The organism is Curtobacterium oceanosedimentum (genome assembly GCF_020297365.1).
Lineage (GTDB): Bacteria > Actinomycetota > Actinomycetes > Actinomycetales > Microbacteriaceae > Curtobacterium.
Window position 1 is genome coordinate 25921 of sequence record NZ_JAIXIG010000003.1, and the last position, 25884, is coordinate 51804.

29 protein-coding genes are annotated in these 25884 nt (G+C 72.1%); 12 read left to right on the top strand and 17 right to left on the bottom strand.

The window, feature by feature from the left end; all coding sequences use genetic code 11:
* Positions 1 to 56: 56 nt before the first annotated feature.
* The 5 genes from LEL83_RS01730 (at position 57) to LEL83_RS01750 (ending at position 3680) form a co-directional block, all read left to right on the top strand.
* Positions 57 to 1400: a M23 family metallopeptidase gene (locus LEL83_RS01730; protein WP_225557523.1), complete on the top strand. Its 1344-nt coding sequence runs from the start codon at positions 57 to 59 to the stop codon at positions 1398 to 1400.
* A gap of 127 nt (positions 1401 to 1527) precedes the next feature.
* Positions 1528 to 1668, top strand: coding sequence for a hypothetical protein (locus tag LEL83_RS01735; protein ID WP_225557617.1), 141 nt, complete (start codon positions 1528 to 1530; stop codon positions 1666 to 1668).
* A gap of 119 nt (positions 1669 to 1787) precedes the next feature.
* Entirely contained in the window at positions 1788 to 2339 is a 552-nt protein-coding gene (locus LEL83_RS01740) for an alpha/beta fold hydrolase (RefSeq protein WP_232832905.1), read from the top strand.
* Positions 2336 to 3016 carry a hypothetical protein gene (locus LEL83_RS01745; RefSeq protein ID WP_225557524.1) on the top strand — a complete coding sequence of 227 codons (681 nt, stop codon included), beginning with the start codon at positions 2336 to 2338 and terminating at the stop codon, positions 3014 to 3016. Before LEL83_RS01740 ends, LEL83_RS01745 begins: the two co-directional genes overlap by 4 nt.
* Before the next feature lie 4 nt (positions 3017 to 3020).
* The gene (locus tag LEL83_RS01750; protein WP_225557525.1) at positions 3021 to 3680 is read left to right on the top strand and encodes a hypothetical protein; all 660 of its coding nucleotides are present in this window, start codon (positions 3021 to 3023) and stop codon (positions 3678 to 3680) included.
* A 28-nt stretch (positions 3681 to 3708) separates the two neighbouring features.
* Here LEL83_RS01750 and LEL83_RS01755 read toward each other — a convergent pair whose 3' ends face one another.
* From LEL83_RS01755 to LEL83_RS01780, 6 genes are read right to left on the bottom strand one after another with little or no spacing between them, the layout of a single operon-like run.
* Positions 3709 to 4506 carry an aminoglycoside 3'-phosphotransferase gene (locus LEL83_RS01755; RefSeq protein ID WP_225557526.1) on the bottom strand — a complete coding sequence of 266 codons (798 nt, stop codon included), beginning with the start codon at positions 4504 to 4506 and terminating at the stop codon, positions 3709 to 3711.
* An 8-nt stretch (positions 4507 to 4514) separates the two neighbouring features.
* Positions 4515 to 5117, bottom strand: coding sequence for a hypothetical protein (locus LEL83_RS01760; protein ID WP_225557527.1), 603 nt, complete (start codon positions 5115 to 5117; stop codon positions 4515 to 4517).
* Positions 5114 to 5767, bottom strand: a complete 654-nt coding sequence (locus tag LEL83_RS01765) for a hypothetical protein (RefSeq protein WP_198657600.1) — start codon at positions 5765 to 5767, stop codon at positions 5114 to 5116. The genes LEL83_RS01760 and LEL83_RS01765 overlap by 4 nt, the downstream gene beginning before the upstream one ends.
* The gene (locus tag LEL83_RS01770; RefSeq protein WP_225557528.1) at positions 5764 to 6135 is read right to left on the bottom strand and encodes a hypothetical protein; all 372 of its coding nucleotides are present in this window, start codon (positions 6133 to 6135) and stop codon (positions 5764 to 5766) included. The genes LEL83_RS01765 and LEL83_RS01770 overlap by 4 nt, the downstream gene beginning before the upstream one ends.
* Positions 6132 to 6323 (bottom strand): DUF2273 domain-containing protein, encoded by a 192-nt coding sequence (locus LEL83_RS01775; RefSeq protein ID WP_198657598.1) that lies wholly within the window; start codon positions 6321 to 6323, stop codon positions 6132 to 6134. The genes LEL83_RS01770 and LEL83_RS01775 overlap by 4 nt, the downstream gene beginning before the upstream one ends.
* Positions 6320 to 6805, bottom strand: coding sequence for an Asp23/Gls24 family envelope stress response protein (locus LEL83_RS01780; RefSeq protein WP_225557529.1), 486 nt, complete (start codon positions 6803 to 6805; stop codon positions 6320 to 6322). Before LEL83_RS01780 ends, LEL83_RS01775 begins: the two co-directional genes overlap by 4 nt.
* 117 nt (positions 6806 to 6922) lie before the next feature.
* On the opposite strand from LEL83_RS01780, the gene LEL83_RS01785 reads away from it, so the two are divergent.
* Entirely contained in the window at positions 6923 to 7759 is an 837-nt protein-coding gene (locus tag LEL83_RS01785) for an exodeoxyribonuclease III (protein WP_225557530.1), read from the top strand.
* A 140-nt stretch (positions 7760 to 7899) separates the two neighbouring features.
* On the top strand, positions 7900 to 8148 hold the full coding sequence (locus tag LEL83_RS01790) for a nuclease (protein ID WP_225557531.1): 249 nt from the start codon (positions 7900 to 7902) through the stop codon (positions 8146 to 8148).
* A 15-nt stretch (positions 8149 to 8163) separates the two neighbouring features.
* Here the strand turns inward: LEL83_RS01790 and LEL83_RS01795 are convergent, their stop codons facing one another.
* Positions 8164 to 8571: a four-helix bundle copper-binding protein gene (locus tag LEL83_RS01795; RefSeq protein ID WP_198657594.1), complete on the bottom strand. Its 408-nt coding sequence runs from the start codon at positions 8569 to 8571 to the stop codon at positions 8164 to 8166.
* A gap of 290 nt (positions 8572 to 8861) precedes the next feature.
* Positions 8862 to 9785: an AEC family transporter gene (locus LEL83_RS01800; protein WP_225557532.1), complete on the bottom strand. Its 924-nt coding sequence runs from the start codon at positions 9783 to 9785 to the stop codon at positions 8862 to 8864.
* Positions 9786 to 9870: 85 nt separating this feature from the next.
* Here LEL83_RS01800 and LEL83_RS01805 point away from each other — a divergent pair, with 85 nt between their 5' ends.
* A complete protein-coding gene (locus LEL83_RS01805) occupies positions 9871 to 10467 on the top strand; it encodes a nitroreductase family protein (protein WP_225557533.1) in 597 nt (198 codons plus the stop codon).
* 94 nt (positions 10468 to 10561) lie between these two features.
* Positions 10562 to 11320 carry an HAD-IIB family hydrolase gene (locus tag LEL83_RS01810; RefSeq protein ID WP_198657591.1) on the top strand — a complete coding sequence of 253 codons (759 nt, stop codon included), beginning with the start codon at positions 10562 to 10564 and terminating at the stop codon, positions 11318 to 11320.
* 205 nt (positions 11321 to 11525) lie between these two features.
* On the opposite strand, the gene LEL83_RS01815 is transcribed toward LEL83_RS01810, so the two are convergent.
* The gene (locus LEL83_RS01815; protein WP_198657590.1) at positions 11526 to 12146 is read right to left on the bottom strand and encodes a phosphoribosylanthranilate isomerase; all 621 of its coding nucleotides are present in this window, start codon (positions 12144 to 12146) and stop codon (positions 11526 to 11528) included.
* A gap of 61 nt (positions 12147 to 12207) precedes the next feature.
* The gene (locus tag LEL83_RS01820) at positions 12208 to 13260 is read right to left on the bottom strand and encodes a serine/threonine-protein kinase (RefSeq protein ID WP_198657589.1); all 1053 of its coding nucleotides are present in this window, start codon (positions 13258 to 13260) and stop codon (positions 12208 to 12210) included.
* A 200-nt stretch (positions 13261 to 13460) separates the two neighbouring features.
* Between LEL83_RS01820 and LEL83_RS01825 the strand changes: the two genes are divergently transcribed.
* Positions 13461 to 13664 carry a hypervirulence associated TUDOR domain-containing protein gene (locus tag LEL83_RS01825; protein ID WP_198657588.1) on the top strand — a complete coding sequence of 68 codons (204 nt, stop codon included), beginning with the start codon at positions 13461 to 13463 and terminating at the stop codon, positions 13662 to 13664.
* Positions 13665 to 13668: 4 nt separating this feature from the next.
* Here the strand turns inward: LEL83_RS01825 and LEL83_RS01830 are convergent, their stop codons facing one another.
* Positions 13669 to 14412 carry a DedA family protein gene (locus LEL83_RS01830; RefSeq protein ID WP_225557534.1) on the bottom strand — a complete coding sequence of 248 codons (744 nt, stop codon included), beginning with the start codon at positions 14410 to 14412 and terminating at the stop codon, positions 13669 to 13671.
* A 52-nt stretch (positions 14413 to 14464) separates the two neighbouring features.
* Entirely contained in the window at positions 14465 to 15670 is a 1206-nt protein-coding gene (locus LEL83_RS01835; RefSeq protein WP_225557535.1) for an ROK family transcriptional regulator, read from the bottom strand.
* Between the two features lie 20 nt (positions 15671 to 15690).
* On the opposite strand from LEL83_RS01835, the gene LEL83_RS01840 reads away from it, so the two are divergent.
* A complete protein-coding gene (locus LEL83_RS01840; RefSeq protein WP_225557536.1) occupies positions 15691 to 17418 on the top strand; it encodes a beta-N-acetylhexosaminidase in 1728 nt (575 codons plus the stop codon).
* A 362-nt stretch (positions 17419 to 17780) separates the two neighbouring features.
* Here the strand turns inward: LEL83_RS01840 and LEL83_RS01845 are convergent, their stop codons facing one another.
* The 3 genes from LEL83_RS01845 to LEL83_RS01855 form a co-directional block, all read right to left on the bottom strand.
* Complete coding sequence (locus LEL83_RS01845; protein ID WP_198657585.1) at positions 17781 to 19928, bottom strand: PTS fructose transporter subunit IIABC; 2148 nt, start codon at positions 19926 to 19928, stop codon at positions 17781 to 17783.
* A gap of 66 nt (positions 19929 to 19994) precedes the next feature.
* Positions 19995 to 21005: a 1-phosphofructokinase family hexose kinase gene (locus LEL83_RS01850; RefSeq protein WP_225557537.1), complete on the bottom strand. Its 1011-nt coding sequence runs from the start codon at positions 21003 to 21005 to the stop codon at positions 19995 to 19997.
* Positions 21002 to 21790, bottom strand: coding sequence for a DeoR/GlpR family DNA-binding transcription regulator (locus LEL83_RS01855; protein ID WP_198657584.1), 789 nt, complete (start codon positions 21788 to 21790; stop codon positions 21002 to 21004). Before LEL83_RS01855 ends, LEL83_RS01850 begins: the two co-directional genes overlap by 4 nt.
* A gap of 125 nt (positions 21791 to 21915) precedes the next feature.
* Between LEL83_RS01855 and LEL83_RS01860 the strand changes: the two genes are divergently transcribed.
* Entirely contained in the window at positions 21916 to 23916 is a 2001-nt protein-coding gene (locus tag LEL83_RS01860) for an acyltransferase family protein (protein WP_225557538.1), read from the top strand.
* Positions 23917 to 23930: 14 nt separating this feature from the next.
* Here the strand turns inward: LEL83_RS01860 and LEL83_RS01865 are convergent, their stop codons facing one another.
* Both LEL83_RS01865 and LEL83_RS01870 read right to left on the bottom strand, forming a co-directional pair.
* Positions 23931 to 24854: a carbohydrate ABC transporter permease gene (locus LEL83_RS01865; RefSeq protein WP_225557539.1), complete on the bottom strand. Its 924-nt coding sequence runs from the start codon at positions 24852 to 24854 to the stop codon at positions 23931 to 23933.
* On the bottom strand, positions 24851 to 25882 hold the full coding sequence (locus LEL83_RS01870; RefSeq protein ID WP_198657583.1) for a carbohydrate ABC transporter permease: 1032 nt from the start codon (positions 25880 to 25882) through the stop codon (positions 24851 to 24853). Before LEL83_RS01870 ends, LEL83_RS01865 begins: the two co-directional genes overlap by 4 nt.
* Between the last annotated feature and the right edge of the window lie 2 nt (positions 25883 to 25884).

A 25884-nucleotide genomic window follows, 5' to 3' on the forward strand; every position in this document is an offset into this window, starting at 1 on the left:
CACAGCGGCGCGTCGGCGTCCGATCACCGCTGTACGGATGTATAGGCTCGTGGTCGATGTCTCGTCCCAGTCACCACCGCGCCCCCCGTGTCTCCGCGCGCCTGCGCCTCGCCGTCACCGGCCTGGCGCTCGCAGGTCTCGTCGGCACGGTGGTCCTCGACGCCCCCACCGCGCAGGCCGTGACGTACCCGACGTGGGACGAGGTGAAGTCCGCCCGCGGCAAGGAGTCCGCGAAGCAGGGACAGATCAGCGAGATCAAGGGGATCATCAGCGAGCTCGACGCCAAGGTCGAGGCGGCCCAGGCGAAGGCCAAGGAGCTCGGGCAGGTGTTCTTCGATGCCCAGAAGGACGCGCAGGACGCAGCGGAGAAGGAACAGAAGCTCCGAGCCGATGCCGTCGAGCACGCGAAGGTCGCCGACCAGAGCGCCGCGCAGGCCGGGCAGTTCGCCGCGCAGATGTCCCGCTCCGGTGGCGCCGACGTCACCACCTCGGTGATCACCCAGGGCGAGGACGCCCGTGACCTCCTCTACAACCTCGGCGCACTCAGCAAGCTGTCCGAGCAGGCCGAGCGCGTGCAGGCCGCCGCGAGCATCGACGCCGGGGTCGCGCGGTCGCTCGAGGCGCAGGCCGACCGTGCCGCCGAACGCCTCGACGAGCTGGCCGACAAGGCGCAGGAGCGCATGCAGGAAGCCCAGGCGGCGTCCGACGCCGTGCAGGCCGCCTACGACGAGCAGCAGTCGAACAAGGCCCGACTCGACGCCCAGCTCGCGACCCTGACCTCCGGCCGTGTCCGGACCGAGGCCGAGTTCGCCAAGGGGGAGCGCGCGCGCAAGGCCGCCGAGGCGAAGGCCGCACGCGAAGCGGCACAGCGCGCCGCCGCGGCGGCGGCAGCCGCGGCAGCCGCGAACTCCGGTGGTGGTGCGCCGGCCGGCGGCGGGTCGACCGGCAGCAGTGGTTCGGGCGGCGGCGGCTCCGTCGGCGCCGGGTCCGGGACCGGTTGGGTGCGCCCGGCCAGCGGCTACGTCATCAGCCCGTACGGGTACCGCGTCCACCCGATCTACGGCACCGTCATCAAGCACGACGGTGTCGACCTGGCCAGTGGCTGCTCCACGCCGATCGTCGCCGCGTCCGCGGGCACGGTCGACTACGTCGGCTGGTACGGCGGCTACGGCAACTACGTCCGCATCAACCACGGCGGCGGCGTGCAGACCGCCTACGGCCACATCGTCGACGGCGGCTTCCGGGTCAGCCAGGGGCAGCAGGTCTCGGCCGGGCAGCTCATCGCGCTCGTCGGCTCGACGGGGCAGTCGACCGGCTGCCACAGCCACATCGAGGTGCACATCAACGGTGCCACCACCGACCCGGTGCCGTTCATGGGCGCCCGCGGGGTCGCCTTCTAGGCGATCGACCCCGGTGGGAACGCCGCCGTCGCCGCGGCAACTTCTCCACACATCGGCGTGAAACTTCACCGTTCGCACTTTCGCTGCCACGGTTCCAGGAGGGGGCCGGTCGGGTATCGGGGGGACGATGGGGATCGAGTTCGACGACGCCGCGGCGTCGCGGTTGATCGACTGCGGTGTGGAGGTGGCGATGACCCTTCGAGCCAGCGGTGCACCGCGTCAGAGCATCGCCGACGCTGCGCTGCTCGACTTCGACGGCGCGTACTAGCGGTTGTTCGAGGCCGCACGGCTCACGGAGTCACAAGACCGGATCCGGCTGGCGAAGGCGCTCGAGTCCCTGGTCGAGTAGCTCCGGACCGTGCAGCGGCAGGCCGTGCTGCAGACGGCCTGCTGGCAACGGCATGGAAACAGCGCCGGTCCGAATCGTTCGCGGTCGTGTCCTGGGTCGGGTACCGCGCACCGGGCGCAGTCGAAGTCCCCAGCCAGGCGCGCGCCGCCGCGGGCGGGGCGAACCTCGCCTCGTTCCTCGACGGCATCCACGACAGCCGGGGCAGCGCGCCGCGGTCACTGACCGTCCTCGGGCACTCATACGGGTCCACCACCGCGGCCGAAGCGCTCGCGCAGACTCGGCACCGGGTCGACTCGCTCGTCACATACGGGTCCGTCGGGTTCACCGACACCACGACTCCCGAGCACCTCAACGTGGACCATGTGTACGCGACCGAGGGGTCCGCTGACCACACAGCGATCCTCGGCCGGATCGGACGCACCGATCCACGCGACCTTCCGGACGTCGACACGTTCGGCGCTGACGATTCCCCTGGCGGCAGCGCCGTCACCGGGCACGACATGTTCCCGGACAGCGGCGTCGGCTACCTGTCCCGAGATGCCACCGCACAACAGACCATCGCGAAGATCATCGCGACGGGGAAGCCATGATGAAGACCATGCGACCGATGCTCCGTGCCATCACGACTGCAGCCCTGGCCCTCGGGCTGCTGTCGGGGTGCACGGCAGGAGGAAACCAGATGCCCACCGACGCAGCCGGCCTCACTCAGCACGACGTCGCCGAGATGTCCCTGCACCAAGAGTTCGACGCCTACCGCGACCACTACGAACACATGCAGCAACTCCTACGGAACGCGCAACTCCACGTCCACGAGGGCGAATGGGAATGGGGCGGCGGCGGCGACGTCCCCGGCATCGGCGGAGACGGCGTCGCACCCCTGCCCGGCTCAGACACGAAGAACAGCTACGACATGAGCGCCACCCGGCTCTGGTCCCCACCCAGCGGCACCGACCAACAGCAGGCACTCAAACCGATGATCGACTACTTCACCGAGCAGGGCTGGACCATCGAACGCCGCACCATCACCGGCGACTACGAGGTCTGGGCCACCACCGGTGACGGCTGGCAGATCCAGTACACCGCTCAAGAGAACGGCGACAACCCCCTCACCGTCTACAGCGAACCCTTCTGGACAAACGACGCGCACAAGCTCCGGCGAGCCGTAGCAGGTCGCTCCCGCGCCGACTTCCCCGATCGGTCCCTCCCCGGCGTCTACCCGGACTTCCCCGAGTGGGACGATCCCATCATCAACCCGCCGAAGATCTGAACCGATGCTCCGGTCCCTCGTGACGGCGATCCTCGAGTTGGGACTTCTCAGCGGCTGCGTCGCCGGAGGAACCCGAGCGTCCACCGACGCAGCCGGCCTGACCCGCGACGACATCGCCGGGTTGTCCCTGCACCAAGAGTTCGACGCCTACCGCGACCACTACGAACGCATGCAGCGGCTCCTGCGGGACGCGCAACTCCATGTCCACGACGGCGAATGGGAGTGGGGCAGCGGCGACGACCTGCCCGGGATCGGCGGAGACGGCGTCGCACCCTTGCCCGGCTCCGACACCAAGAACAGCTACGACATGAGCACCACACGACTCTGGTCCCCACCCGGCCCCACCGACCAGCAACGCGACCTGCAACCGATGATCGACTACTTCACCGAACAGGGCTGGGACATCGAACACCGCACCATCACCGGCGACGAAGAAGTTTGGGCCACCACCGGCGACGGCTGGCAGATCCAGTACACCGCCCAGGAGAACGGCGGCAACCCCATCACCGTCTACAGCGAACCCTTCTGGACCAACGACGCCAACGCGCTCTCGACGGCCATCTACGGACGCTCGACCGTCAAGTTCCCTGATCGGTCCCTCCCCGGCGTCTACCCGAACTTCCCCCAGTGGGACGACCCAGTCGTCAACAACCCGAAGATCTGAACCGATCGAGCACCACGACGGCTCCGGTTCAGCGCGCCGCAGGTCCCACGTCGTCCACGTCCCCGTTCCAAAGCGCCCGGTACCACGCGGTGCGCTCCGGGTCGTCCGGCAGCCCGTACGCCCGGTGGAACAGCGGCTCCCACCCGGGTCCGTAGTTCCACCCGAGCGCCATCGTCGCCACCGCGATGTCGGCCCAGCGGTCCGCGACTCCCATCGCGTCCAGGTCGACGTGCCCGCTCCACCGCCGGTCCGCACCGATGAGCGTGTTCGGGGTGCACGGGTCACCGTGGCAGACGACGATCCGGTCGGCCGGCGGCTCCGGGCCGAGCTCGGCGTCGGCGTCGGCGTCGGCGTCGGCGGCAGCCCCGCGTGCGCGATCAAGCCGGTCCGCGGTCGCCCACGTGAACGGGCAGTCGTCGACGGGCAGGGTGTCGTGCAGCGCGCGCAGGCCCTCCCCCACCGCGACCACCGCGGTCCGGGGTTCGTCGTGCCAGCGCGGGTCGACGGCGCTCCACCCGGGCACGGCACGGGTGTGCAGCCAGATGCCGTCCTCGTCGGTGCCGTGGTCGAGCACCTCCGGCACGCGGGCGTACCGGGACGCCCATGTCAGCCGCGCGGCCTCGCCGCTGATCCACGAACCGTATGCGTGCGGCAGGACCTTCACGAACTCCTCGGCGTGCGCGTCCGGTCCGATGCGGAACGTCGTCCCGCCGATCTCGTTGTGCCAGACGAGGGCGACCTCGCGGCCCCGGGCCATCTCGGTGACCACGCGCGGCACCGGGACGGTCTCGCCCGGCCGGGGCAGGCCGCCGATCGAGCGCACCACGACGGCGCTCAGTGCACGCGGTCCGGGCGGGAGGACCCCGACCCGCCACGAGCGATCTCGAGCAGCACCGGCAGGCGTTCGCCGAGCAGGGCGTCGAGGTCGGCGACGACGGCCTCGACCCGTTCGGTGATCTCGCGCGGCGCGGCACCCCGGCGCGGACGGACCCGCACCCGGATCGCCCGACCACCACGGACCCGGTAGACGTCGACGGCGAGCGAGCCGACCTGGGGCATCTCGCCGATGGCCGAGGAGAGCGCGTGCTGCACGGCCGTGGACTCGATGCGCACCGAACCGGCGACGCCGTCGGCCGAACCGTCGCTGTCCACGACGGTGCCCTCGCGGCCACCGCCGAGCGTCGTCAGCACGACGAGCGCGAGCACGCCGAGCACGACGCCACCGCCGAGCACGCAGGTCCAGGCGAACACCGAGTCGTCACGCGACGCCCCGGTGCCGAGTCCGGCGAGGACATCGCCGACCGTGCGCCACCACGAGGCGACGAGGGGCAGCCCCTGCGCGGTCTGCACCAGGATCGCGGCGACCCCGGCGACGAGCAGGACGAGCCCGAGCACGACGAGCGCCGTCCGGCCGAGCCCACGGTTCGTGGCGTTCATCCGTCCACCCGCCCGGTCGGCTGCACCCGGACCCGTGCAGCGAGCCGCGGCTGCGCGTCGATCGCGACGAACTCCCGCTCGACGGCCTCGGTTGCGGCGACCGCGGGGACGTCCACCCCGGCTGCTGGACGGAGCACGACGTCGACCGTGCGACGGCCGACGGTGCCCACGGCGGCGTCGGCGCCCAGACGGGTCGCGGATCGGGCGGCGCGGGCCGCAGCGGAGGCAAGGACCTCGTCGTCGACGACCACTGCGAGCCGGTCGGACGACATCACGTGCCGCGGACGCCGCTGGGGCAGGATCCCCTGCAGCAGGAGGACGAGGCCGATCAGGGCCACGACGGCACCGATCCCGATCACGATGGTGGTGTCGAGGCCGTCCGGAGCGGCGAGCGCGGCGTCGACCACCGCACGGGGGTCGACGCCGAGCACGTTCTGGTCGAGCAGGACGAGTGCGCCGGCGAAGACCGCGGCGGCGGCGAGCACCAGGGCGATGAGCATCGCGACGACGACGGCGCCCGAACGGGAGACGTGGGTCTCGCGGCGCAGCAGGCGGCGGTGGGTGGCGTGGTGGTCGTCGGGCGAGGGGCCGGCGGGGGCGATCGGATCGGCGTTGCCGCCGGCGGGATCGACGGCTGTGGCGGCGGTCACCGGACCCTCCGTGGGGTGTCCACGACCGACGAGGCGAAGGTCACGGTCACGCGGGCGACCTGTCGGCCGGTGATGGTCCGGAAGCGCGCGGCGATCGTGCCGCGAGCGCGGTGCGCCGTGGTGACGACGGGTTCGTCGGGGAGTGCGTGCGAGCCCAGCACCGGCAGGGCGAGCGGGGCGGTGATCTCGACCGCCAGCGCGCCGCGACCGTCGTCGGCGACCCGGGCACGGACCTCCCGGAAGGCCACGCGCAGCGCTTCCGAGGCGACCGCCTGCGCGGTGTGGACCAGGGCCGACGTGCCGATGCGGTCGGAGCCTGGGAGTCGCACGCCGCTGTCGCCGGTCGGGGCGACGGCGGCCTCGCTCACGACGAGCTCCGGCGTCCGCGCAGCACGTCGAGCAGGCGGCGGAGGTCGACGTCACCCGTCACGATGCGGGCGACCAGCCCGCCGACGGCCATGCAGACCGCGACGACCACGAACGCCCAGAACCCGAGCGTCACGGCGACGATCGCGAGCAGGGCGCCGACGCCCATCCCGACGACGGTGGCGTTCACCGGACCCGACCGTCCCGGGTGTCGGGCTCGTCCGCGACGCCGTTGAGCGCCGGGATGTTCACGTCGTTGATGGCGATGTTGACCTCCGTGACCTCGAGGCCGACGAGTTCGGTGACGGCGTTCGTGACCGCTGCGCGCACGGCCGAGGCGACCTCCATCATGGGCGTCGGGTAGTCCACGACGATCGTCAGGTCGACGGCGACCTGCGTCTCGCCGACCTCGACGCGGACGCCCTGTCCGAGCGCGCTCGACCCGATGGCGTCGCGGATGGCGCCGAACGCGCGTGAGGCGTTGCCGCCGAGCGCGAAGACGCCGGGGACGTCACGGGCGGCGATGCCCGCGACCTTCGCGACGACGGTGTCGTCGATGATGGTCCTGCCCTTGGCGGTGACCTGCGTCGTGGTGGTGCCCGCGGGCGTGCCCACGGTTGCGGTGCCGCCCCCGGTGGTGGTCCCGTCGACGCGGTTGCTCGTCGTTGCCATTGCTGCCTCCGATGCGCTCGATTGCTGGCCTCCAGCGAACACCATCGTGCCGGACGCCGCCCAGGCGACGCACCCGCCCCGCCCCGTGGTCAGCAGGCACCGGTAGGTTCTTGTTCCATGCGCGTGGCGACCTGGAACGTGAACTCCGTCCGCACCCGAGTGGGACGGATCGTCGACTGGCTGGTGCGCGAGGACGTCGACGTCCTCGGCATGCAGGAGATCAAGTGCAAGCCCGAGCAGTTCCCCGTCGCGGCGTTCGAGGCCGCCGGGTACCACGTCGAGGCGCACGGCCTGAACCAGTGGAACGGCGTCGCGTTCGCCAGCCGCCTGCCGATGGAGGACGTCACCCGCGACTTCCCCGGCCAGCCCGGGTTCCTCAAGGGCCACGAGGGGCCGGACCTGCCGGTCGAGGCCCGGGCGATCGGCGTCACCGTCGACGGCGTGCGCCTCTGGAGCCTGTACGTGCCGAACGGCCGCGAGGTCGGCGACCCGCACTACGCCTACAAGCTCGACTGGCTCGCCCAGCTGGCCGACCGCACCACGGAGTGGATCGAGGCGTCGCCGGAGACCCCGCTCGCGCTGATGGGTGACTGGAACGTCGCGCCGCTCGACCAGGACGTCTGGGACGTGCGGGTCTTCGAGGGGTCGACGCACGTCAGCGAGCCCGAGCGCGCTGCGTTCCGCGAGTTCGAGGCACGGGGCCTGCAGGACGTCGTCCGCCCGATCGTGCCGGACGGCTACACCTACTGGGACTACAAGCAGCTGCGGTTCCCGCGCAACGAGGGCATGCGCATCGACTTCGTGATGGGGTCGCAGGCCTTCGCCGACGTCGTCACCGACGCGTCGATCCACCGGAACGAGCGGAAGGGCGACGCCCCGAGCGACCACGTGCCCGTGGTGGTCGACCTCGACCTGGACACGTCGCTCGACGACGACCGCCCGATGATCTTCTGATCGGAGTCGGGTCCGGGCCAGGAGCCCTGGCCGAGGGGGCACTGTCCGGCTCTGTTACGCCCGGCGTCCGCCGTCGTTGAGCCGTCCGTCACGCCGACGTAGGTTTCCTGCACCGACCCCCTCCGAGAGCAGGTGAAGCCATGTCCCGCACGACGATCCTTCCCATCCAGCGCCTCATGGCGACCGCGGCCCCCGGAGCGTGGCGCGACGGCATCGTCGTCGAGACCCGCGCCGCCGACGCCGTGGTGGTGTTCCTCGACGGGAGCACCACGCAGCTGCGGGTGGCGGGCGCCGACGGCGTCCTGTCGGTCGGCGAGCCGGTCGCCCACCACCCGGTCGCAGAGATCCTCAGCGCCGGCGGTCGGCAGACCACCGCACGCGTCGCGTAGCGCGGGCGGAGTGGTTCAGGCGGCCATCGCGTCGAGCATCGCCTGGCACTTCGACACCATCTCGTCGCAGGCCATGGCGCAGTAGCGGCACGACTCGTCCATGTCCTGGTGCTGGCGGCACTCGGCGGCACACGCGGTACCCATCGCGACGACGGCCGTGAGCATCGCCTGCATCGCGGCGGTGTCCATCCCCATCGGACGCATCATCATCCGCATGCCGGTGTCGGCGAGCATCGCCGTGTTGGAGCACATCGCGGCGCAGGTGGCCATCTCGCCGCCCATCCGCATGTCGGCCGCGGAGCACATCGTCGCCGCCATCGACGCGGCGTTCATCGCCATCATCGTGTCCTGCATCATGTCCATGTCCATCTCCATGGGCATGTCCGTCATCGACATGTTCTTCATCATCGCCATCGTGTCCATCGCCGGTCTCCTCGTCGTGGTCATCGGTCACGGAGCGGTTCGCCCCGCGTGCCCGCCAGGGTACGCGCGCGCCGTCCACGCTCCGTGAGCAGATGTGGTCGAGTCGGCGGACGCGACCCGACCCTTCCTGCGCACCATCCGCGGTGGTCGCCACCACGGGACGGACGGGAGGCCCGGTGCGGCCCCGCCACGGGCCTCCCGTCGGTCGCGGCGCGCGTCCACCCCGCCCCGCCCCGCGGGTGACGCCGGCGTGTCCGCACGACGCCCACACGCCGGCGTCCCGACGATCGCTACGGGTGCAGCAGGGCGGCGATCGCGACGAGCACGGGCACCGAGCCGAGCGTCGTGACGAGCACGACGTCCCGCGCCACCGGGACCGCGGCCCCGTACCGCTGCGCGTAGTTGAAGACGTTCTGCGCCGCCGGCAGGGCGCCGAGGGTGGTGAGCACGAAGACGTCCTGGTCGCTCAGGCCGAACACGAACCGGGCGAACACGAACGCCACCGCCGGCATCACCACGAGCTTGATCGACGACGCCACGATGACGTCGGTGCGGATCGCCGGGTCCCGCAGCGGGGTCGCACCGTGCAGGCTCATCCCGAACGACAGCAGCACGACCGGCACCGCGGCCGCTCCCACCAGCGAGAACGGCTCGAGCACCGGATCCGGCAGGGTGATGCTCGTGGCCGAGCACACGAGCCCGACGAGCGAGGCGATGATGATCGGGTTCCGGAACGGCCCGGCGATCCGGCGTCCCCACCCGCCGGCACCAGCGGTCGCCGCGTCGAGGATCGTCAACGCGATCGGGGCCATCACGACGAGCTGCAGCAGAATCACCGGGACGACCGCCGTCGCCTGCCCGAGCACGTAGACGGCGACCGGCAGCCCGATGTTGTTCGCGTTCACGTAGCTCGAGGCCAGCGCCCCGACGGTCGTCGTGGTGACGGGTCGGCGCAGCACCAGACGGAACACGGCGGCAGCAGCGAGGGCGACCACGGCGGCGCTCAGCAGCGAGACCCAGAGCATCGACGACAGCAGCGACGCGATGTCCGCCGTCGCGATGGTGTGGAACAGCAGGCACGGCATCAGCACGAAGAACGCGAGCCGGCTCATCACGAACTGCGCGTGCGGACCGAGCAGTCCGGTGCGCCCGACGACGTACCCACCGGCGATGATCGCGCCGATGATCGCGAAGCCGATCAGCACGCCACCCATCGCGTCCATCCTCGCATCCCGTCGTGCACCGTGTGACGTCGCTCAGGTCGGAAATGCGTACGCATGGAATACCGTTGAGCCCACCATGACCTCGACGAACGCCGACACCCTGACCCGGTCCACCGACTCCAGCCAGCCGCTCGTGCCGCTGCTCGAGGAGCGGTGGAGCCCGCGCTCCTACGACGACACCGCGACGATCTCGGACGCGCAGCTCGACGCCGTGCTCGAGGCCGCCCGCTGGGCACCGTCGGCCATGAACTTCCAGCCGCGCCGGTTCATCGCCGGCCGCCGCGGCACCGAGACGTTCCGGAAGATCAACGAGAACCTGCTCGGCTTCAACGCCGCCTGGGCCTTCCGTGCGAGCGCCCTGGTCGTCGGCGTGCTCGAGACCGTCACCGAGGACGGCGAGGAGCGCTCCTTCGCCCACTACGACCTTGGGCAGTCGCTCGCCGCGCTCACCGTGCAGGCGCACGCCGAGGGACTGCACGTGCACCAGATGGCGGGCATCGACGCCGAGGGGCTCCGCGCCGCCTTCGACCTGCCCGAGCGCTTCCTCCCCTACACGGTCACGACCGTCGGCACCGTTGCGCACCCGTCGCAGCTCGACGAGAAGGCCGCCGAGCGCGAGGTCGCCCCGCGCACCCGCATCCCCCTCGACGAGGTCGTGCTCGTCAAGGAGTGAGCGCCGCGCGCGACTCCGCAGACTTCGCGCAGGGGCGCACCGGCCGACCGCACCACACGGCGCGGGACCGGTCGGCTCTGGCAGGATCGGGGGCATGACCACGCCCCGCCTCGTCGCCTTCGACCTGGACGACACGCTCGCCCCGTCGAAGTCCTCCCTCGATCCCCGCATGCTCGAGACCTTCGCGTCCCTGCTCGAGGTCGTGCCGGTCGCGGTCATCTCCGGCGGCAACTTCACCCAGTTCGAGCAGCAGCTCGTCACTCCGCTGCGCCAGCGTGACGGCCTGCGTCTGGACGACCTGCACCTGCTGCCGACCTGCGGCACCCGGTACTACCGGTGGTCCGACGGCGACTGGGCGCTGCAGTACGCCGAGGACCTGACCGACGAGCAGAAGGCGCGTGCCCTCGCCGCGGTGGAGGCCCGCGCGAAGGAGGCCGGGTACTGGGAGACCGAGACCTGGGGCGCCATCCTCGAGGACCGCGGGTCCCAGATCACGTTCTCCGCCCTCGGCCAGACGGCCCCGGTCGACGTCAAGAAGCTGTGGGACCCGACCGGCGAGAAGAAGGACCACCTCCGCCGGCTCGTGCAGGCCGACCTGCCCGACCTCGAGGTGCGCTCCGGCGGCTCCACGAGCATCGACATCACGCGCAAGGGCATCGACAAGGCCTACGGCATGCAGCGTCTCGCCGAGATCACCGGCATCGCCCTCGACGACATGCTCTTCGTCGGCGACCGGCTCGACCCCGAGGGCAACGACTACCCGGTGAAGGCCCTGGGCGTGCCGTGCCACGCGGTCGAGGGCTGGGAGGACACCGACGCGTTCCTGACGGAGCTCGTCCCGACGCTGCGCTGACCGCACAGGACGCCGCCCGATCGTCGAGACGCCAGTTCCAGCGGCGTCTCGCGCGGAGGGCGGCGCCGTACCGACACGACGGCGTCTTCCGTGGCCGCAACGGGCGACGCGACGGACGGGAGGCCCGTGACGGGCCCGCCCCGCGCCTCCCGTCAGCAGCGGCGCGCGTCAGCAGCCGCGCACGTCGGGTGCCGTGGGCGCGCGCTCAGCCCAGGCTGCGGACGGCCTCGACGAAGGCGCGGATCTTCGCCGGGTCCTTGACCCCGCGTTCCGACTCGACGCCGCTCGAGACGTCGACGCCGTCGGGATCCAGGGCCTCCACCGCCGCGACGACGTTCGCCGGGGTGAGCCCGCCGGCGAGGATCCAGGCCTCGTCGACGTCGCGCACGACGGCCGGGTCGACGAGGCGACCACTGCCGGGCACCGCGGCGTCGAGCAGCAGGAGGTCGTGGTCGTACGACGCCCGCTGCTCCGCCGTCTCGCGCAGGTAGTCCTCGGCCGCGACGGCCCGGATCGTGAAGAACCCGGCATCGCGGGCCCGGGCGAAGTCGGATGCCGTCTCGCCGCCGTGCAGCTGCAGGGTGGTGAGCCCGACCTCGGAGGCGATGCCGACGATCTCGTCGATCTTCTGGTCGCGGAAGACCCCGACGGCGTCGATGCCGTCCGGTACCCGCTCGACGAGTTCCTTCGCCAGGTCCGCCGTCACCGTCCGGGGGCTGCCCGCGGCGAAGACGAACCCGACCGCGTCGGCACCCGCGTCGACGGCGGCGTCGACGGTGTCCGGTGTCGACAGGCCGCAGATCTTGATCCAGCGCTGGTCGGTCATGCCGTCCATCCTGCCAGGGACGACGGACGAACGGGGCACCCGTTCACCCAGGGCCGACGACTCAGTGCAGGGCGCCCGCGACGTAGGCGGCGACGCAGGCGGCCGCGACCCCGAAGCCCGCGAACGACCCGAGCAGGACGTTCCGCCGCCGCCACCGCCGGACCGCCGAGAACGTGCCGCGGCGGGCGTGCCGGTGGGCCGCACGGTGCATGCGGTGGTTGCGCTGGTGGCGCTCACGCTCGGGCCCCAGGGGCACCGGGCCGGTGATCTGCGTCGAGCCGCCGCGCAGCGCGCTGGCGATGGCGACCGCGGTGGGGCGGCGTGCCGGGTCGCGGGCGGTCATCCGGAGGAGCAGGTCACGCCACTCCTGGGCGACCTCGTCGGGGACCACCGGGTCGTTGCGGAGCCGGGCGAGCGCCGCCTCGATGAGGGTGCCCGAGTACTCCTGCTTGCCGGTCAGCGCCTCGAGCAGCACGAGTCCGAGCGAGTAGATGTCGGTGGCGAAGCTGATCGGCTCGCCGGCGACCTGCTCGGGGCTCAGGTACGCGGCGGTGCCGATCACCGTGCCGTCGTTCGTCAGGCGCGAGCCGTCCACGAAGTGCGCCACCCCGAAGTCGGTGAGCTTGACGGTCCGGGCGAAGCCGGACGACCCCTCGTCGCTGATCAGGATGTTCGCCGGCTTGACGTCGCGGTGGACGATGCCGCGCGAGTGCACGTAGGCCAGGGCGTCGGCGAGCTGCGCGCCGAGGTCGGCGACCTCGTAGTTGTGCAGCGCCCCCTCGGACAGCCTGCGGAGGAGCGTCGTGTCGGCGATGAGCTCCATCACGATGAAGCGGTGCGGGCCGTCCTCGAACTCGTGGGTCCCGGCGTCGTACAGCGGGATGAGGCCGGGGTGCGACAGCATGCTGAGCAGCCGGATCTCGCGCTCCTGGCGGACGCGGTCGGCGGTCGTCATCTTGTCGGGCGTCGCGAAGAGCTTGACGGCCACGGCGCGGTAGGTGTGCTCGTCGCGGGCCTCGTAGACGGAACCCATGCCGCCGGTCCCGATGAGCTTGACCAGGCGGTAGCGGGCTGAGAGGACGGTGTCCGCCCGCGCGCTGTCCAGCAGGGTCATGTTTCCGTCGTCCTGTCCCGAGCCCTCGGGTTCCGCGGCTGCTGCCGGCGTGGTGGGCCCGCTGCAAACGGTACGCGTCCGACTCGACGGCCGCATGCCCGTTACGACATCGTGACCGCCGTGCTTCCCCGCGGTTCCGGGGATCGAGCGGGTACTGTCCGATCTCCATCAGCGACGCGGGAACGCGCAAGGAGGACAACATGGCGATGTCGAAGGGCGACGAGGTGCACTGGAACACCTCGCAGGGCAAGACGACCGGCAAGCTCGTGCAGAAGCGCACGAGCGACTTCGAGTTCGACGGTCAGCACTTCAAGCCGACGGACGACGACCCGTACTGGATCGTCGAGTCAGAGAAGAGCGGCAAGCAGGCCGCCCACAAGGAGTCGGCGCTGACGAAGGCCTGACGACTCAGTCGCGGGCGGGCTCGGCGCGGCGACGTCCCCGGGTCCCGCCCGCGTCGCCGTCGCCGCCCGACCGTCGCTCGGCCCGCATCCGTCGGATCCGCCGGACGACGAAGGTCACGACGACGACCGCGATCGCCACGTAGAGCACGCGGTCGATCCACTCCGTGTACATCTCCACGCGGTCGTACTGCGAACCGAACGCGGCGCCGAGCAGCACGAGCGCGCTGTTCCAGATGCCGCTCGCGATGATCGTGAAGACCGAGAAGGTGCCCAGGTGCATCCGGTCGGCACCGGCCGGCAGTGAGATGAGACTGCGGACGATCGGCACGAACCGGCCGAAGAACACCGCGCTCTTGCCGTGGCGGTGGAACCAGTGCGCCGCCTTGCGGAAGTCGTCCTCGTCGACCAGGGGCAGCTTGCCGAACCACCGCGTGGTGCGCTCGAAGCCGATCTTCGCGCCGAGCCAGTAGAGCACCAGGGCGCCGAGGTACGAGCCGAGCGTGGCCAGGACGAGCACGAGCACGAGGTTCATCTGCCCGGCACCGGCGAGGAACCCGGCCAGCGGCAGGATCACCTCGGACGGGATCGGGGGGAACACCGTCTCGACGAAGAGCATGAGCGCGACGCCCCACTCCCCGAGCGCGTCGATGAGCTGGAGCACGAGGCCGGAGAGCCCGCCCAGGTCCGAGGGAGCGGTGGAGTCGCCGGCGGCGACGGTCATGGCACGGGTGGTCACGGCAGTCGTCATCCGCCCATCATCCCCTGAACGTCCTGTCAGGACCCGGCACGCCGCCTGGGTCTCAGCCGAGTCCCATGTGCACGGAGCGGACGTGGGTGAGCGAGCGGGCGAGCGCTCCCATCGCCACGGCGTCCCGACCGACCGTGGACGGCACGATCGCGACGGGGTGCCGGAGCTGCGGGGCGACGTGCTCGTCGAGCGCGGCGCAGAACACCTCGGCCGCCGGCAGGACCTCGCCGCCCACGACGACGACCTCCGGGTCGATGGTCGTCACGAGCTGGACGACGCCCGGCGCGACGTCGGCGGCGAGCGCCCGGACGGTGTCGACCGCGGCGGTGGACGCCGCCTGGTCGGAGGCCGCCGGGTCGGAGGCCGCCGCTGCTGACGCGGCCGCGAAGACGGACTCGACGTCCGTGTCGGCGGTGATCCGGGCCTCCAGACGGGCGGGCGCACCCGGCCAGCCGGTCGAGGCGAGGCCGCCCATCTCGCCGGCCGCCCCGCGGGCACCGCGGGCCAGCACCCCGTCGACGACGAACGCGGCACCGATCTGCCGGCCCATCACCAGGTACAGGCCGTCCCGCACACCGCGGAAGCGCCCCCACATCGCCTCCGCCGTCGCGGCGAGCTTGGCGTCGTTGTCGAAGAACGTGGCGGTGCCCGGGAACAGGTCCTGGATCCGGCCCGGCACCCGCCGTTCCACCCACTCGGGCACGGCGACCGTGTAGTCGATCGCGCCGTGGCGGTCGACGACGGCCGGCACCCCGAAGGTGGCGGCGAGCACCGGCGCCCCGTCGACGGACCCGGTCAGGCGTCGGACGACGTCCTGCACGCTCGTCCACGCCTGCTCGGCGTCGGCGAGGTCGGCGTAGCGCTCCTCCACCCGGGCCAGGGTCACGCCCCGCAGGTCGGCGCGGACCCCGACGATGCCGTGCAGGCCGAGGTCGACACCGAGCACGGAGCCGGCCGAGGCGTCGGCGGCGAAGCGCTTGGCGCGGCGACCGGCCTTGTTCGGGGTGGCGATCGCCTCGGCCTCGACCACCCAGCCCTCGTCGACCAGGTCGGCGAGCGCCGCCTCGACGGTGGGACGGGAGAGCCCGACCGAGCGGCTCAGCTCGGTCACGGTGCGCGAGACGTCCTCGTGCAGGAGTGCCCCGAGGATGGCGCGGGAGTTCATCTGCCGGAGCACGCCCGGGGTCGTCCCGACGCTCCCCGGGATCGTTGACACGGTCAGGTCCACGGCCATAGCCTCCACATTACGAAAGATCATTGAGGAATGGTGGCTCCGACATGCTCGTCCCACGACCGCGCCGCACCGGACCGGGTGCCGGGGCCTTCGAGATCACCCCGTCGACCCGGATCGCCGCCGACCCGGCGAGCGAGCCGGTCCGACTGTACCTGCAGCAGACGCTGCGGGGCTCGACCGGCCTGCCGGTCCGGGACGCCGACGACGGTGCGTCGAGCGGGGCGGACGTCATCGTGCTCCGCGTCGCCGACGACCCCTCGCTGCCCGCCGGTCCGGCCGCCCCGGAGGGCGAACGCGCCGAGTCCTTCCGCCTGAGCGTGACGCCCGACCGCGTCGAGGTCGTCGGGGGCACGGCCGCCGGGGTCTTCTACGGCGTGCAGGCACTCCTGCAGCTCCTGCCGCCGGACGTGTACCGCCGTGGCCGGGTGGGCACCGGGCCCTGGACCGTCCCCGCGGTCGTCGTCGAGGACGCCCCCGCCTTCGCGTGGCGCGGCGTCATGCTCGACGTCGCGCGGCACTTCCGCACGAAGCACGAGGTCATGCGCGTCGTCGACCAGCTCGCGGCGCACCGGATCAACCGCCTGCACTTCCACCTCACCGAGGACCAGGGGTGGCGCATCGAGATCCGGAAGTACCCGCGCCTGACCGAGGTCGGGTCGTGGCGTCCGGAGTCGCAGGTCGGGGCACACGTCGCCGACGACGACGGCGTCCTGCGACCGGCCGGGTTCGACGGGCGGCCGCACGGCGGGTACTACACGCAGGACGACGTCCGCGAGATCGTCGCCTACGCGGCCGACCGGTTCGTCACCGTGGTCCCGGAGATCGAGACGCCCGGGCACGTGCGAGCGGCACTGGCCGCGTACCCGTCGCTCGGGGTCGGCGGCTCCGGCGGCGCGACCGGGACACCGCCGGAGCACCCGGTCGGGGTCTGGACCGAGTGGGGCATCGCGGACGACGTCCTGAACGCCGAGGACGCCACGGTCGACTTCTTCCGCGACGTCCTCGACGAGGTCGTGGCGCTGTTCCCGTCGCGGTACATCGGCATCGGCGGCGACGAGTGCCCGAAGGTGCAGTGGGAGACGGACCCCCGCACGCAGGAGCGCATCCGCGAGCTCGGGCTGCAGGACGAGGAACAGCTGCAGGCCTGGATCATCGGGCAGCTCGCCGCGCACGTCGAGTCGCACGGTCGTCGGGCGTTCGGCTGGGACGAGATCCTCGAGGGCGGCACACTGTCGCAGTCCGCCACGGTGCTGTCGTGGCGCGGCCTGACCGGCGCGCGGACCGCGGCCAAGCGCGGCCACGACGTCATCTCGGCCCCGGACGACCAGGTGTACCTGGACTACCGCCAGAGCGATCTGCCGACCGAACCGATCCCGGTCTCCATCGTGCTCACCGTCGACGACGTCTTCGCCTTCGACCCGGTGCCGTCCGGCCTGACGGACGACGAGCGCGCCCACGTGATCGGCGGGCAGGGCAACATGTGGACGGAGCACGTCGACACCGCCCGGAAGCTCGACTACCAGCTGTTCCCGCGCGTGGCCGCCCTGGCCGAGGCCCTGTGGGCGGCCGACGTCACCGGGCCGCGCGACCTCGCCGAGTTCCGGGGCCGGCTGGCCGAGCACACCGCCCGGCTCGAGGCGATGGGCATCGAGTACCGGCACGAGGCGGGCCCCTTCCCGTGGGAGCAGCGCCCGGGCGTCCCGGGTCGACCGCACTCCCGCGAGGAGCGCGCCGCGTACATCGACGCGATCACGGCGAACATCGCGGAGTAGCCGGGCCGCGGGTGGTCACGACACCCCGCTCGGGTGCGCCGACCGGTCAGGTTCCGTCGTCCGGGCGTCCGGCCGGCGACGGGATGTGGCCGCTCGACGCGCGGCCGCCGGTGTGTCGCGACCACACGACGGACGGGAGGCCCGGTGCCAGCTGGCACCGGGCCTCCCGTCCGTGCGCGGTCCGGTCCCGTTCTGTCCTGCTCACGGCACACCGGCGTCACCGCGAGACGCCGCCTGGTGCGCGAGACGCCGCCGGATCCGGAGGCGTCTCGGCGACGTCGCGGCGTCTCGGGCGGACGCCGGCGTCTCGGCGGGGGGCGGACGCCGGCGTCCCGCGGGGACGCCGGCGTCTCGCAGCCGTCCTAGGCGGCGACCGGTGCGTGCTGACCGACCGTCTCGCCGGCCGCGGTGGCCTCACCAGCGGCGGCGTCCTCGTCGGCGGGACGACGCCGGACCCACTTCTTCAGCGCGACGAGCACGCCGGCCGAGATGAAGGCACCGAGCACGACGGCCCCGAGCCAGATCCAGAAGTCGCCGATCGCGAAGAACACGAACACGCCGCCGTGCGGTGCACGCGAGGTCACACCGACCGCCATCGAGATCGCACCGGTGACCGCCGCACCGACCATCGACGCCGGGATGACCCGCAGCGGGTCCGCGGCAGCGAAGGGGATCGCCCCCTCCGAGATGAACGAGAAGCCCAGCAGGTACGCGGCCTTGCCGTTCTCACGCTCCGGCTTCGTGAAGCCCTTGCGGTAGAACAGCGTCGAGGCCAGTGCCATCGCGAGCGGCGGCACCATGCCGGCACCCATGACGGCGGCCATGATCTCGAACGGCACCACGTTCGTCGCGGTCCCGGCACCGAGCCCGGCGACGGCGAACGCGTAGGCCACCTTGTTGACCGGACCACCGAGGTCGAACGCCATCATCAGGCCCAGGATGATCCCGAGCAGGATCGCGGAGGCACCCGACAGCGAGTTGAGGAACCCGGTCAGCTGGGTCATGAGCCAGGCGATCGGCCCGCCGAGCACCAGGAGCATGAGGCCCGAGGCGATGATCGACGCGAAGAGCGGGATGATCACGACCGGCATCAGGCCACGCAGCCAGCGCCAGGTCGGGATGCGGCCGATCCAGTACGCGGCGGCACCGGCGATCAGGCCACCGACGAGACCACCGAGGAAGCCGGCGTTCATGAAGACGGCGATCGACCCGGCGACGAAGCCCGGCGCGATGCCGGGGCGGTCGGCCATCGCGTAGGCGATGTACCCGGCGAGCGCGGCGACCAGGAACCCGAGCGACACCTGTCCGATCTGGAACGCGGCGGCCCCGAGGTAGTAACCGAGGCCCTCCGCCGGCAGGTTCAGCAGGGTCGAGTGGGTCAGCGTCCAGGCGGCGTTGCTCACACCGTCGTCGCCGTGGGTCGACGCGATCTCGTACCCGGAGAGCAGGAACCCGAGCGCGATGAGCAGCCCGCCGCCCGCGACGAACGGGATCATGTAGCTGACACCGGTGAGCAGCCAGCGCTTGAGCGCCTGGCCGAAGTGCTCGTTCGACGTGGTCGTCTCGGTCGAGCTGGCGGCGCCCTGCACGCGGGTGGCGTTCGGGTCCTCCGAGGCGCGGATGGCCTCGGCGATCATCTCGTCGGGCGCGTCGACACCGCGCTTGACGGGGCCGGAGACGAGCGGCTTGCCGGCGAAGCGTCCGCGGTCACGGACGTCGACGTCGACCGCGAACACGACGGCGTCGGCGCGGGCGATGAGCTCCGGGTCGAGGGGTTCGACCTGCGAGGAGCCCTGCGTCTCGACGTGCATCTCGGCGCCGGCGCGCTGCGCCGCTGCCACCAGGGCGTCGGCCGCCATGTAGGTGTGCGCGATGCCGGTCGGGCAGGCGGTGACGCCGACGATGACCTTGCGGGCACCGGTCGCCGGACCGGACGCGTCGTCGGTCGCTGCGTGCGATCCGGCGGCGGGTCGCGCCTGCTGGCCGGTCGCGGTCGTCGCACCGGAGGCACGGCTCGCGTTCCCGACGCCGGCTGCGGACACCTCGCCGCTCACCTCGTGGTCGACGAGCTCGACGATCTCGTCGGGGGTGGTCGCGGCGCGGAGCGCGGCGGTGAAGTCCTCGCGGATGAGCGCGCGGGCCAGGGTCGACAGGACCGTCAGGTGGTCCTTGTCCGCCCCCTCGGGCACGGCGATCATGAAGACGATGTCGGCGTCGCCGTCCGGGGCGCCGAACGGCACCTTCCGGGCCAGGCGGGAGAACGCCAGGGTCGGTTCGGACACCGACGCCGAGCGGGCGTGCGGGATCGCGATGCCACCGGGGACGCCGGTGCCGACGCTCGCCTCGCGCGCGATGGCGTCGTCGGCGAGCGCGGCTCCGTCGGCGGCGCGGCCGGTCGCGGCGACGCGGGCGGCGAGCACGCGGATGACGTCGGTCGACGTGGCTCCGAGGTCCTCGTCGAGGCCGACGAGCTGCGCGCTGATGAGGCGCGGACTCGAGTCTGCGGACATGTGCTTGCTCCTTCGCAATGGCGCTGATCGCGCGGGTCGTGCAGGTGTTCGGGGGTGGGGAGGGGGTCAGGCGGGTTCGGGCGTCCGGTGCGTCGTGAGCACCCGGACGGTGATCGCCGTCGGGTCGGTGTGGTCGAGTGCCGGGACGTCACTGCCGGGCAGGGCGGCGGCTGCGGCACCGGTGGCGACCGCCTGGGCGAGACGCTGCTCCGGCGTCGCGCCCGCGCCCTCGGCGAGCAGGTAGCCGGCGAGCGAGGAGTCCCCCGCGCCGACGGTCGAGCGGGCGACGATCGTCGGCGCTGCGGCGACGAAGGCGCCCTCGTCGGACACCAGGACGGCGCCCGCGCTGCCCAGGGTGAGCAGGACCGTGCCGACGTTCCGCTGCCGGAGCCGCTCGGCCCCGGCCACGGCGGCGTCGAGGTCGCGCTCGTACTCCTCGGGGTCGCCGCCGACGACCTCGGCGAGTTCCTCGGCGTTCGGCTTGACCAGGTCGATCCGCTCGCCGGACTGCAGCAGGGCGGTGAACGGCAGCCCCGACGAGTCGACCGCGATCCGCACGTCCTCGCCGTGGCGGGCGCGGACCGCGCGGACCAGCACGGCGAGTGCGTCGTCCGGCAGCCCGGGCGGCAACGACCCGGCGACGACGACCCATCGAGCGGCGGGACCGGTGGCGGTCGCGCCCGCGGTGTCGGCGACCAGTGCGGCGAGGTCGTCGAGCCGACCGGCGAGCGAGGGGCCGGGCTCGTTGAGCTTCGTGGTGGTGCCGGTCGGCTCGGTCACGGTGACGTTCGAGCGGAGCGGGGCGCCGATCGGCAGCGCAGCCGTCGGGATGCCGCGCGTGGCCAGGCCGAGCAGGACCGGGTCGAGCTCGTCACCGGGCAGGACGGCCACGGTGTCGCCCCCGCTCGCGACGACCACGCGGGAGACGTTGACGCCCTTGCCGCCGGGCTCCGCCGTCGACCGCGTCGCGCGCTGGACGGCGCCGCGCTGCAGCTCGCCCGCGAGCTCGATGGTGCGGTCGAGGGACGGGTTCGGCGTCACCGTGACGATGCGGGTGCTGCTGCGCTGCTCGTTCACGCGACGACCACCTCGACGTCGGCGTCGGTGAGCGCACCGGCGAGGTCGGCCGGCGGCTGCTCGTCGGTGACGAGCGTGTCGATCTCGTCCAGCCGCGCGAACCGCATGAGGGCCTCGATCCCGTGCTTGGCGGCGTCGGCGAGCACCACGGCCCGACGGGCGGCGAGGACGTACGCACCCTTGACGGCGGCCTCGTACTCGTCGGGGGTGCTCAGGCCGAAGCCCGCGGACAGGCCGTTCGTGCCGACGAACGCGATGTCGGGCCGGAGGGCGCCGATCTGCTCGACGGTGGCCGTGCCGACCGCGGCGCTCGTGACCCCGCGGACCCGTCCGCCGAGCAGGTGCAGCTCGACGTGCTCGCTGTGCTGCAGGGTCGCGGCGATCGGCACCGAGTTGGTGACGACGGTGATCGTCGCGCCGGGGGTGGACGGCTCCCAGCGGGCGAGTTCGGTGGCGACGGCCGCGCACGTCGTGCCGGCGTCGAGGGCGATCGAGCCCGTGAAGGTCGGCGGGACCAGGCGCATGGCGGCCCGGGCGATGGCGGACTTGGCGGAGCCGTGCTGCCCCTCGCGTTCGGCGACGGTCAGTTCGATGACGCTCGAGCGCCCGACGGGGACCGCTCCCCCGTGCACGCGGCGCAGGACCCCGGCCGATTCGAGCAGGTCCAGGTCGCGGCGCACCGTCTCGGTGGTGACGTCGAAGTGCTCGGCGAGGTCGGCCACCGAGACGCGGCCGGCGGTCTGCAGCGCCGCGGCGATGGCGTCGTGCCGCTCGGTTGCGTACATGTCCGAACTCCTTCGTTCTCGTTGTTTCTCAGCACCTTACGTCGAAAAACCACACAGACACAAGCCTCTGTTCCCGAAATGTGGAAAAGTCGCCGTCCGGCATACTGGTACTCCAGTATCGAGGGATGATCCGAAGCACGGTGGGCCGTCAGCATCGCCTGGACGTCCAAGGACTCCGCGCGGTCGCCGTCCTCGGCGTCGTGCTCTTCCACGCGGGCATGCCAGGAGCACAGGGCGGGTTCGTCGGCGTCGACGTGTTCTTCGTCATCTCGGGCTACCTGATCACCGGGAACCTGCTGCGCGACCGTGCGGTCCACGGCCGTCTCCGGCTCATCGTCTTCTTCCGACACCGCCTCGCCCGGCTCGCTCCCGCCGCGCTGGTCACCGTCGCGGCGACCGTCCTCGCCGTCCACGTCCTGCTGCCCCCACTCGACCGAGTCGCGGCGCGCGTCGACGCGCTCGCGGCGCTCGTCGGAGCAGAGAACCTCCGACTGGCGCACGCGGGCACCGACTACCTCGCCGACCACACGACAGGGCCCTTCCAGCAGTTCTGGTCGCTCGGCGTCGAGGAACAGTTCTACGTCGCGTGGGCGCTGCTCCTCGCCGGTGTCCTCGCCGTTCCCGCACTCCGACGTCACGCGTTCGCGCTGACTGCCGTGCTCTGCGCGCTCAGCATCGGAGCCGTGCTCATCGGGAGCACCCTCAGCGGCCCGTGGACGTTCTTCGGCGTGCACACCCGTGCGTGGGAGTTCGGGGTCGGAGCACTCGCGGCCATCGCGGCCAGGAGCGGACGCCGTCGGGTCCTGCGGTCCGGGCGGCTCGCCCGACGAGCCACCGCCCCGGTCGGCCTGGGCCTGATCATGACGGCATCCGTCCTGTTCGACGCGAGCACGCCGTTCCCCGGCCCGCTCACGGTCGTCCCCGTCGCGGGCGCTCTGCTCGTCGTCCTGCCCGGCGATGACGACGACCCGGTCCGCCGGGCCCTGGCGTGGGGGCCGATGCGCTGGGTCGGCGACCGGTCGTACTCGATGTACCTCTGGCACTGGCCGGCGCTCGTCGTCCCCGCTCTCGCCCTCGACCGCCCGCTCGGCCCGGCCGAGACCATCGCCGCCCTCGCCGTCACCGTGGTGCTCACCTGGAGCGGACACGCGCTCGTCGAGACACGGATGTCGAACTGGGCCCGCCGAGGGGGCATCCGGTCATTCGTGGTGGTGGCCGGAGTCGTGGCCACCGCCGTCCTCGTCGCCTCCGCGACCGCGCTCCCGCCGCTCCGCAGCACGGTGGCAGCGCCGTCGGCGACCCCGGCGGCGGTCCTCCGCGGTCCATGGGCACCGCGGACGGTCCCGGCGAACCTCGCGCCGGGCATCGCCGAGGCAGCTGCTGACCTGCCTCCGGTCTACCGAGACGGGTGTCACGGCGACTACGCGGCCCTGTCGACGAAGGCCTGCAGGTACGGGGCGGGCCAGCGGGATGTGGTCCTCTTCGGCGACTCGCACGCTGCGCAGTGGACGTCGCCGCTCGCGACCGTCGCCGGACGGCACGATGCCGCCCTCGTCACCATGACCAAGTCGTCGTGCCCGAGCGCGGACCTGGCCGTCCGTCGGCAGCAACTCGGACGGAGCTACCCCGAGTGCGACGTCTGGCGACGCGACGCGTTCAGGCAGCTCGAGCGGATGCGACCCGAACTCGTGGTCCTCGCCGACGCCGCGAACGGGTACCGGTCCGACGCCGACGCGGCTGGCTGGCGCGATGCCGTCGCACGGACGATCGAGCGGATCAGGGCGACCGGGGCCGAGGTCGTGGTCATCGGCGACACGCCTGTGTGGGAGCAGACCCCCAACCGGTGCCTCTCCGCATCGCTCGAGGACGTCGCCGCCTGCACCGGACAGGTGCGCGACCTGACCGACACGTCCCGCTCGGCAGCGCAGGCAGCCGCCGCGTCCGCCGCCGGCGTCCCGATCGTCGACCCGGTGCCCTGGATCTGCCAGGACCACTGCTCACCGGTGCTCTGGGACGTCCTGGTCTACCGCGACACGAACCACCTGACCGACACGATGGCCCGTGCCCTGACGCCGAGGACGGACGCCGCCCTCGGCCCGGTGCTCGACCGCGTCGACGACCGATGAGCGCGCGCGACGCGCTACCCCTTCACGGCCCCCGCGGTCATCCCCGTGACGAGCCGCCGCTGCACGATGAGGAAGAACACGACCACCGGCACCGAGAACAACACACTCGCAGCCATGAGCCCCCCGAAGTCGGTGCCCTTGTCCGTCGAGAACCCGGCGAGCCACACCGGCAGCGTGTACATCCCCTGGTCCTTGAGCATCACGTACGCGATCAGGTAGTCGTTCCACGCGGCGATGAACGCGAACACGCTCGTCGCGATCACGCCGGGCATCACCAGCGGGAACAGCACGCTCCGCAGGATCCGGAACGTGCCGGCCCCGTCCACCTTCGCGGCCTCCTCGATCTCGGTGGGCACCGCGACGAAGAACCCCCGCATCACCCAGATCGAGAACGGCAGCACGCTCGCGACGTAGGCCAGGATCAGCCCGACGTAGCTGTTCAGCAGCCCGAGCGTCTGGAACGACAGGAACAGCGGGATGAGCAGCGCCCCGGACGGGATCATCTGCACGAACAGGATGGCCACCAGGATCACCCGACGACCGCGGAACCGGAAGCGTGACAGCGCCGCCGACGCCAGGAACCCGACGACGATCGACAGCAGCACCGCCGCCAGCACGACGATCGCCGAGTTCCGCAGGTACACCAGGAACCCGTCCTGTGTCAGCGCCCGGGTGAAGTTGTCGAGCGTCGGCCGGACGGGGAACCAGATCGGGGTGAGGGTGGTGACCTCGTCGGCCGGCTTGAACGCGGTGTTCACCATCCAGTAGATCGGGAACACCCACACCAGGCAGAACACCACGGCGATGGCGTTCGCCAGCACGCGCGGCCGGCGCCTGCGCTGGCGGACCGGCCGGGAGGCGCGGGTCGCCCCCGCCACGTCGGGCTGCGTCTCCGACGCGGTGGCGCCCGTCACACCGAGGGACGTCGTGGTCGTCACAGGTCCTCCTCCCCGCTGCGGACGAGCCGGCGGATGTAGTAGCTGGTGAGCACGCCGAGGATCACCGTCGAGATGACCGCGATCGCCGCGCCCTGGCCGTAGGCGTTCGACACGAAGGACTGCACGAAGGTCCAGATGCCGAGGGTCAGCGTCGCCTCCTCCGGGCCGCCGCGGGTGAGCAGCCAGATCTGGTTGAAGACGTTGAAGTCCCAGATCACCGACAGGATCGACACGAGCAGCAGCGTCGGGGCGAGCGCGGGCAGGGTGATCGCGCGGTACATCGTCCACGTCGTGGCCCCGTCGAGGGCGCCGGCCTCGTAGTACTCCGGGGCGATCTGCGACTGGGCCGCGTAGAGGGTGAGCGCCACGAAGGGCACGGCCTGCCAGATCACGAGCGTCAGGACGATCGTGTAGGCCTGCCCCGGGTGCGACGCCCAGTTGTCCTGGGTGTGGTCCCCGAAGACGCGCAGCTGCGTGATGACCCAGTTGAGCACCCCGTAGAAGGGCTGGAAGAGCCACTGCCACACCAGGCTCGACGCCACGTTCGGCATCGCCCACGCCAGGACGAGCACGACACTGACCACCGTGCGCATGACCACGCCGAGCCGGGTGAGCAGCTGCGCGACACCCATGCCGATCACGATCGTCCCGAGGACCATGGCTCCCGTCACCAGCACGGTGCGCAGGATGACCGGCCAGAAACTCGCGTCGGTGAGCACACCGGTGTAGTTCGCGAACCCCGCGAACCCGGCCTGCCCGGTGAAGATCGCCCGGAGTCCGTAGTCCTGGAACGAGATGACGACGAGCCGGACGAGCGGGTAGACGACGAGGGCGAGCAGGAGCAGTGCCGCCGGGGCGAGCAGGACGAGCGGCGCCCGCGACCCGACCGGCGACCGGCGCCGCGGACCGTTCCCGCCCTCGACACCCCGACCTCGCGACGGCCCCTGAACCGGACCGCCGCGGGCCCGCCCGCCGGTGACCGGCGCGGACTGCTCCGCGTCGGTCACCGGCTCCGCAGTGGACGTCATCG

Bases quoted from the DNA above. Each gene is read 5' to 3' on its own strand.
- LEL83_RS01730 (WP_225557523.1), top strand. From the start codon at position 57: ATGTCTCGTCCCAGTCACCACCGCGCCCCCCGTGTCTCCGCGCGCCTG.
- LEL83_RS01735 (WP_225557617.1), top strand. From the start codon at position 1,528: ATGGGGATCGAGTTCGACGACGCCGCGGCGTCGCGGTTGATCGACTGC.
- LEL83_RS01745 (WP_225557524.1), top strand. From the start codon at position 2,336: ATGATGAAGACCATGCGACCGATGCTCCGTGCCATCACGACTGCAGCC.
- LEL83_RS01750 (WP_225557525.1), top strand. From the start codon at position 3,021: ATGCTCCGGTCCCTCGTGACGGCGATCCTCGAGTTGGGACTTCTCAGC.
- LEL83_RS01760 (WP_225557527.1), bottom strand. From the start codon at position 5,117: ATGAACGCCACGAACCGTGGGCTCGGCCGGACGGCGCTCGTCGTGCTC.
- LEL83_RS01780 (WP_225557529.1), bottom strand. From the start codon at position 6,805: ATGGCAACGACGAGCAACCGCGTCGACGGGACCACCACCGGGGGCGGC.
- LEL83_RS01785 (WP_225557530.1), top strand. From the start codon at position 6,923: ATGCGCGTGGCGACCTGGAACGTGAACTCCGTCCGCACCCGAGTGGGA.
- LEL83_RS01790 (WP_225557531.1), top strand. From the start codon at position 7,900: ATGTCCCGCACGACGATCCTTCCCATCCAGCGCCTCATGGCGACCGCG.
- LEL83_RS01795 (WP_198657594.1), bottom strand. From the start codon at position 8,571: ATGGACACGATGGCGATGATGAAGAACATGTCGATGACGGACATGCCC.
- LEL83_RS01800 (WP_225557532.1), bottom strand. From the start codon at position 9,785: ATGGGTGGCGTGCTGATCGGCTTCGCGATCATCGGCGCGATCATCGCC.
- LEL83_RS01805 (WP_225557533.1), top strand. From the start codon at position 9,871: ATGACCTCGACGAACGCCGACACCCTGACCCGGTCCACCGACTCCAGC.
- LEL83_RS01810 (WP_198657591.1), top strand. From the start codon at position 10,562: ATGACCACGCCCCGCCTCGTCGCCTTCGACCTGGACGACACGCTCGCC.
- LEL83_RS01815 (WP_198657590.1), bottom strand. From the start codon at position 12,146: ATGACCGACCAGCGCTGGATCAAGATCTGCGGCCTGTCGACACCGGAC.
- LEL83_RS01820 (WP_198657589.1), bottom strand. From the start codon at position 13,260: ATGACCCTGCTGGACAGCGCGCGGGCGGACACCGTCCTCTCAGCCCGC.
- LEL83_RS01825 (WP_198657588.1), top strand. From the start codon at position 13,461: ATGGCGATGTCGAAGGGCGACGAGGTGCACTGGAACACCTCGCAGGGC.
- LEL83_RS01830 (WP_225557534.1), bottom strand. From the start codon at position 14,412: ATGACGACTGCCGTGACCACCCGTGCCATGACCGTCGCCGCCGGCGAC.
- LEL83_RS01835 (WP_225557535.1), bottom strand. From the start codon at position 15,670: ATGATCTTTCGTAATGTGGAGGCTATGGCCGTGGACCTGACCGTGTCA.
- LEL83_RS01840 (WP_225557536.1), top strand. From the start codon at position 15,691: ATGCTCGTCCCACGACCGCGCCGCACCGGACCGGGTGCCGGGGCCTTC.
- LEL83_RS01845 (WP_198657585.1), bottom strand. From the start codon at position 19,928: ATGTCCGCAGACTCGAGTCCGCGCCTCATCAGCGCGCAGCTCGTCGGC.
- LEL83_RS01855 (WP_198657584.1), bottom strand. From the start codon at position 21,790: ATGTACGCAACCGAGCGGCACGACGCCATCGCCGCGGCGCTGCAGACC.
- LEL83_RS01860 (WP_225557538.1), top strand. From the start codon at position 21,916: ATGATCCGAAGCACGGTGGGCCGTCAGCATCGCCTGGACGTCCAAGGA.
- LEL83_RS01870 (WP_198657583.1), bottom strand. From the start codon at position 25,882: ATGACGTCCACTGCGGAGCCGGTGACCGACGCGGAGCAGTCCGCGCCG.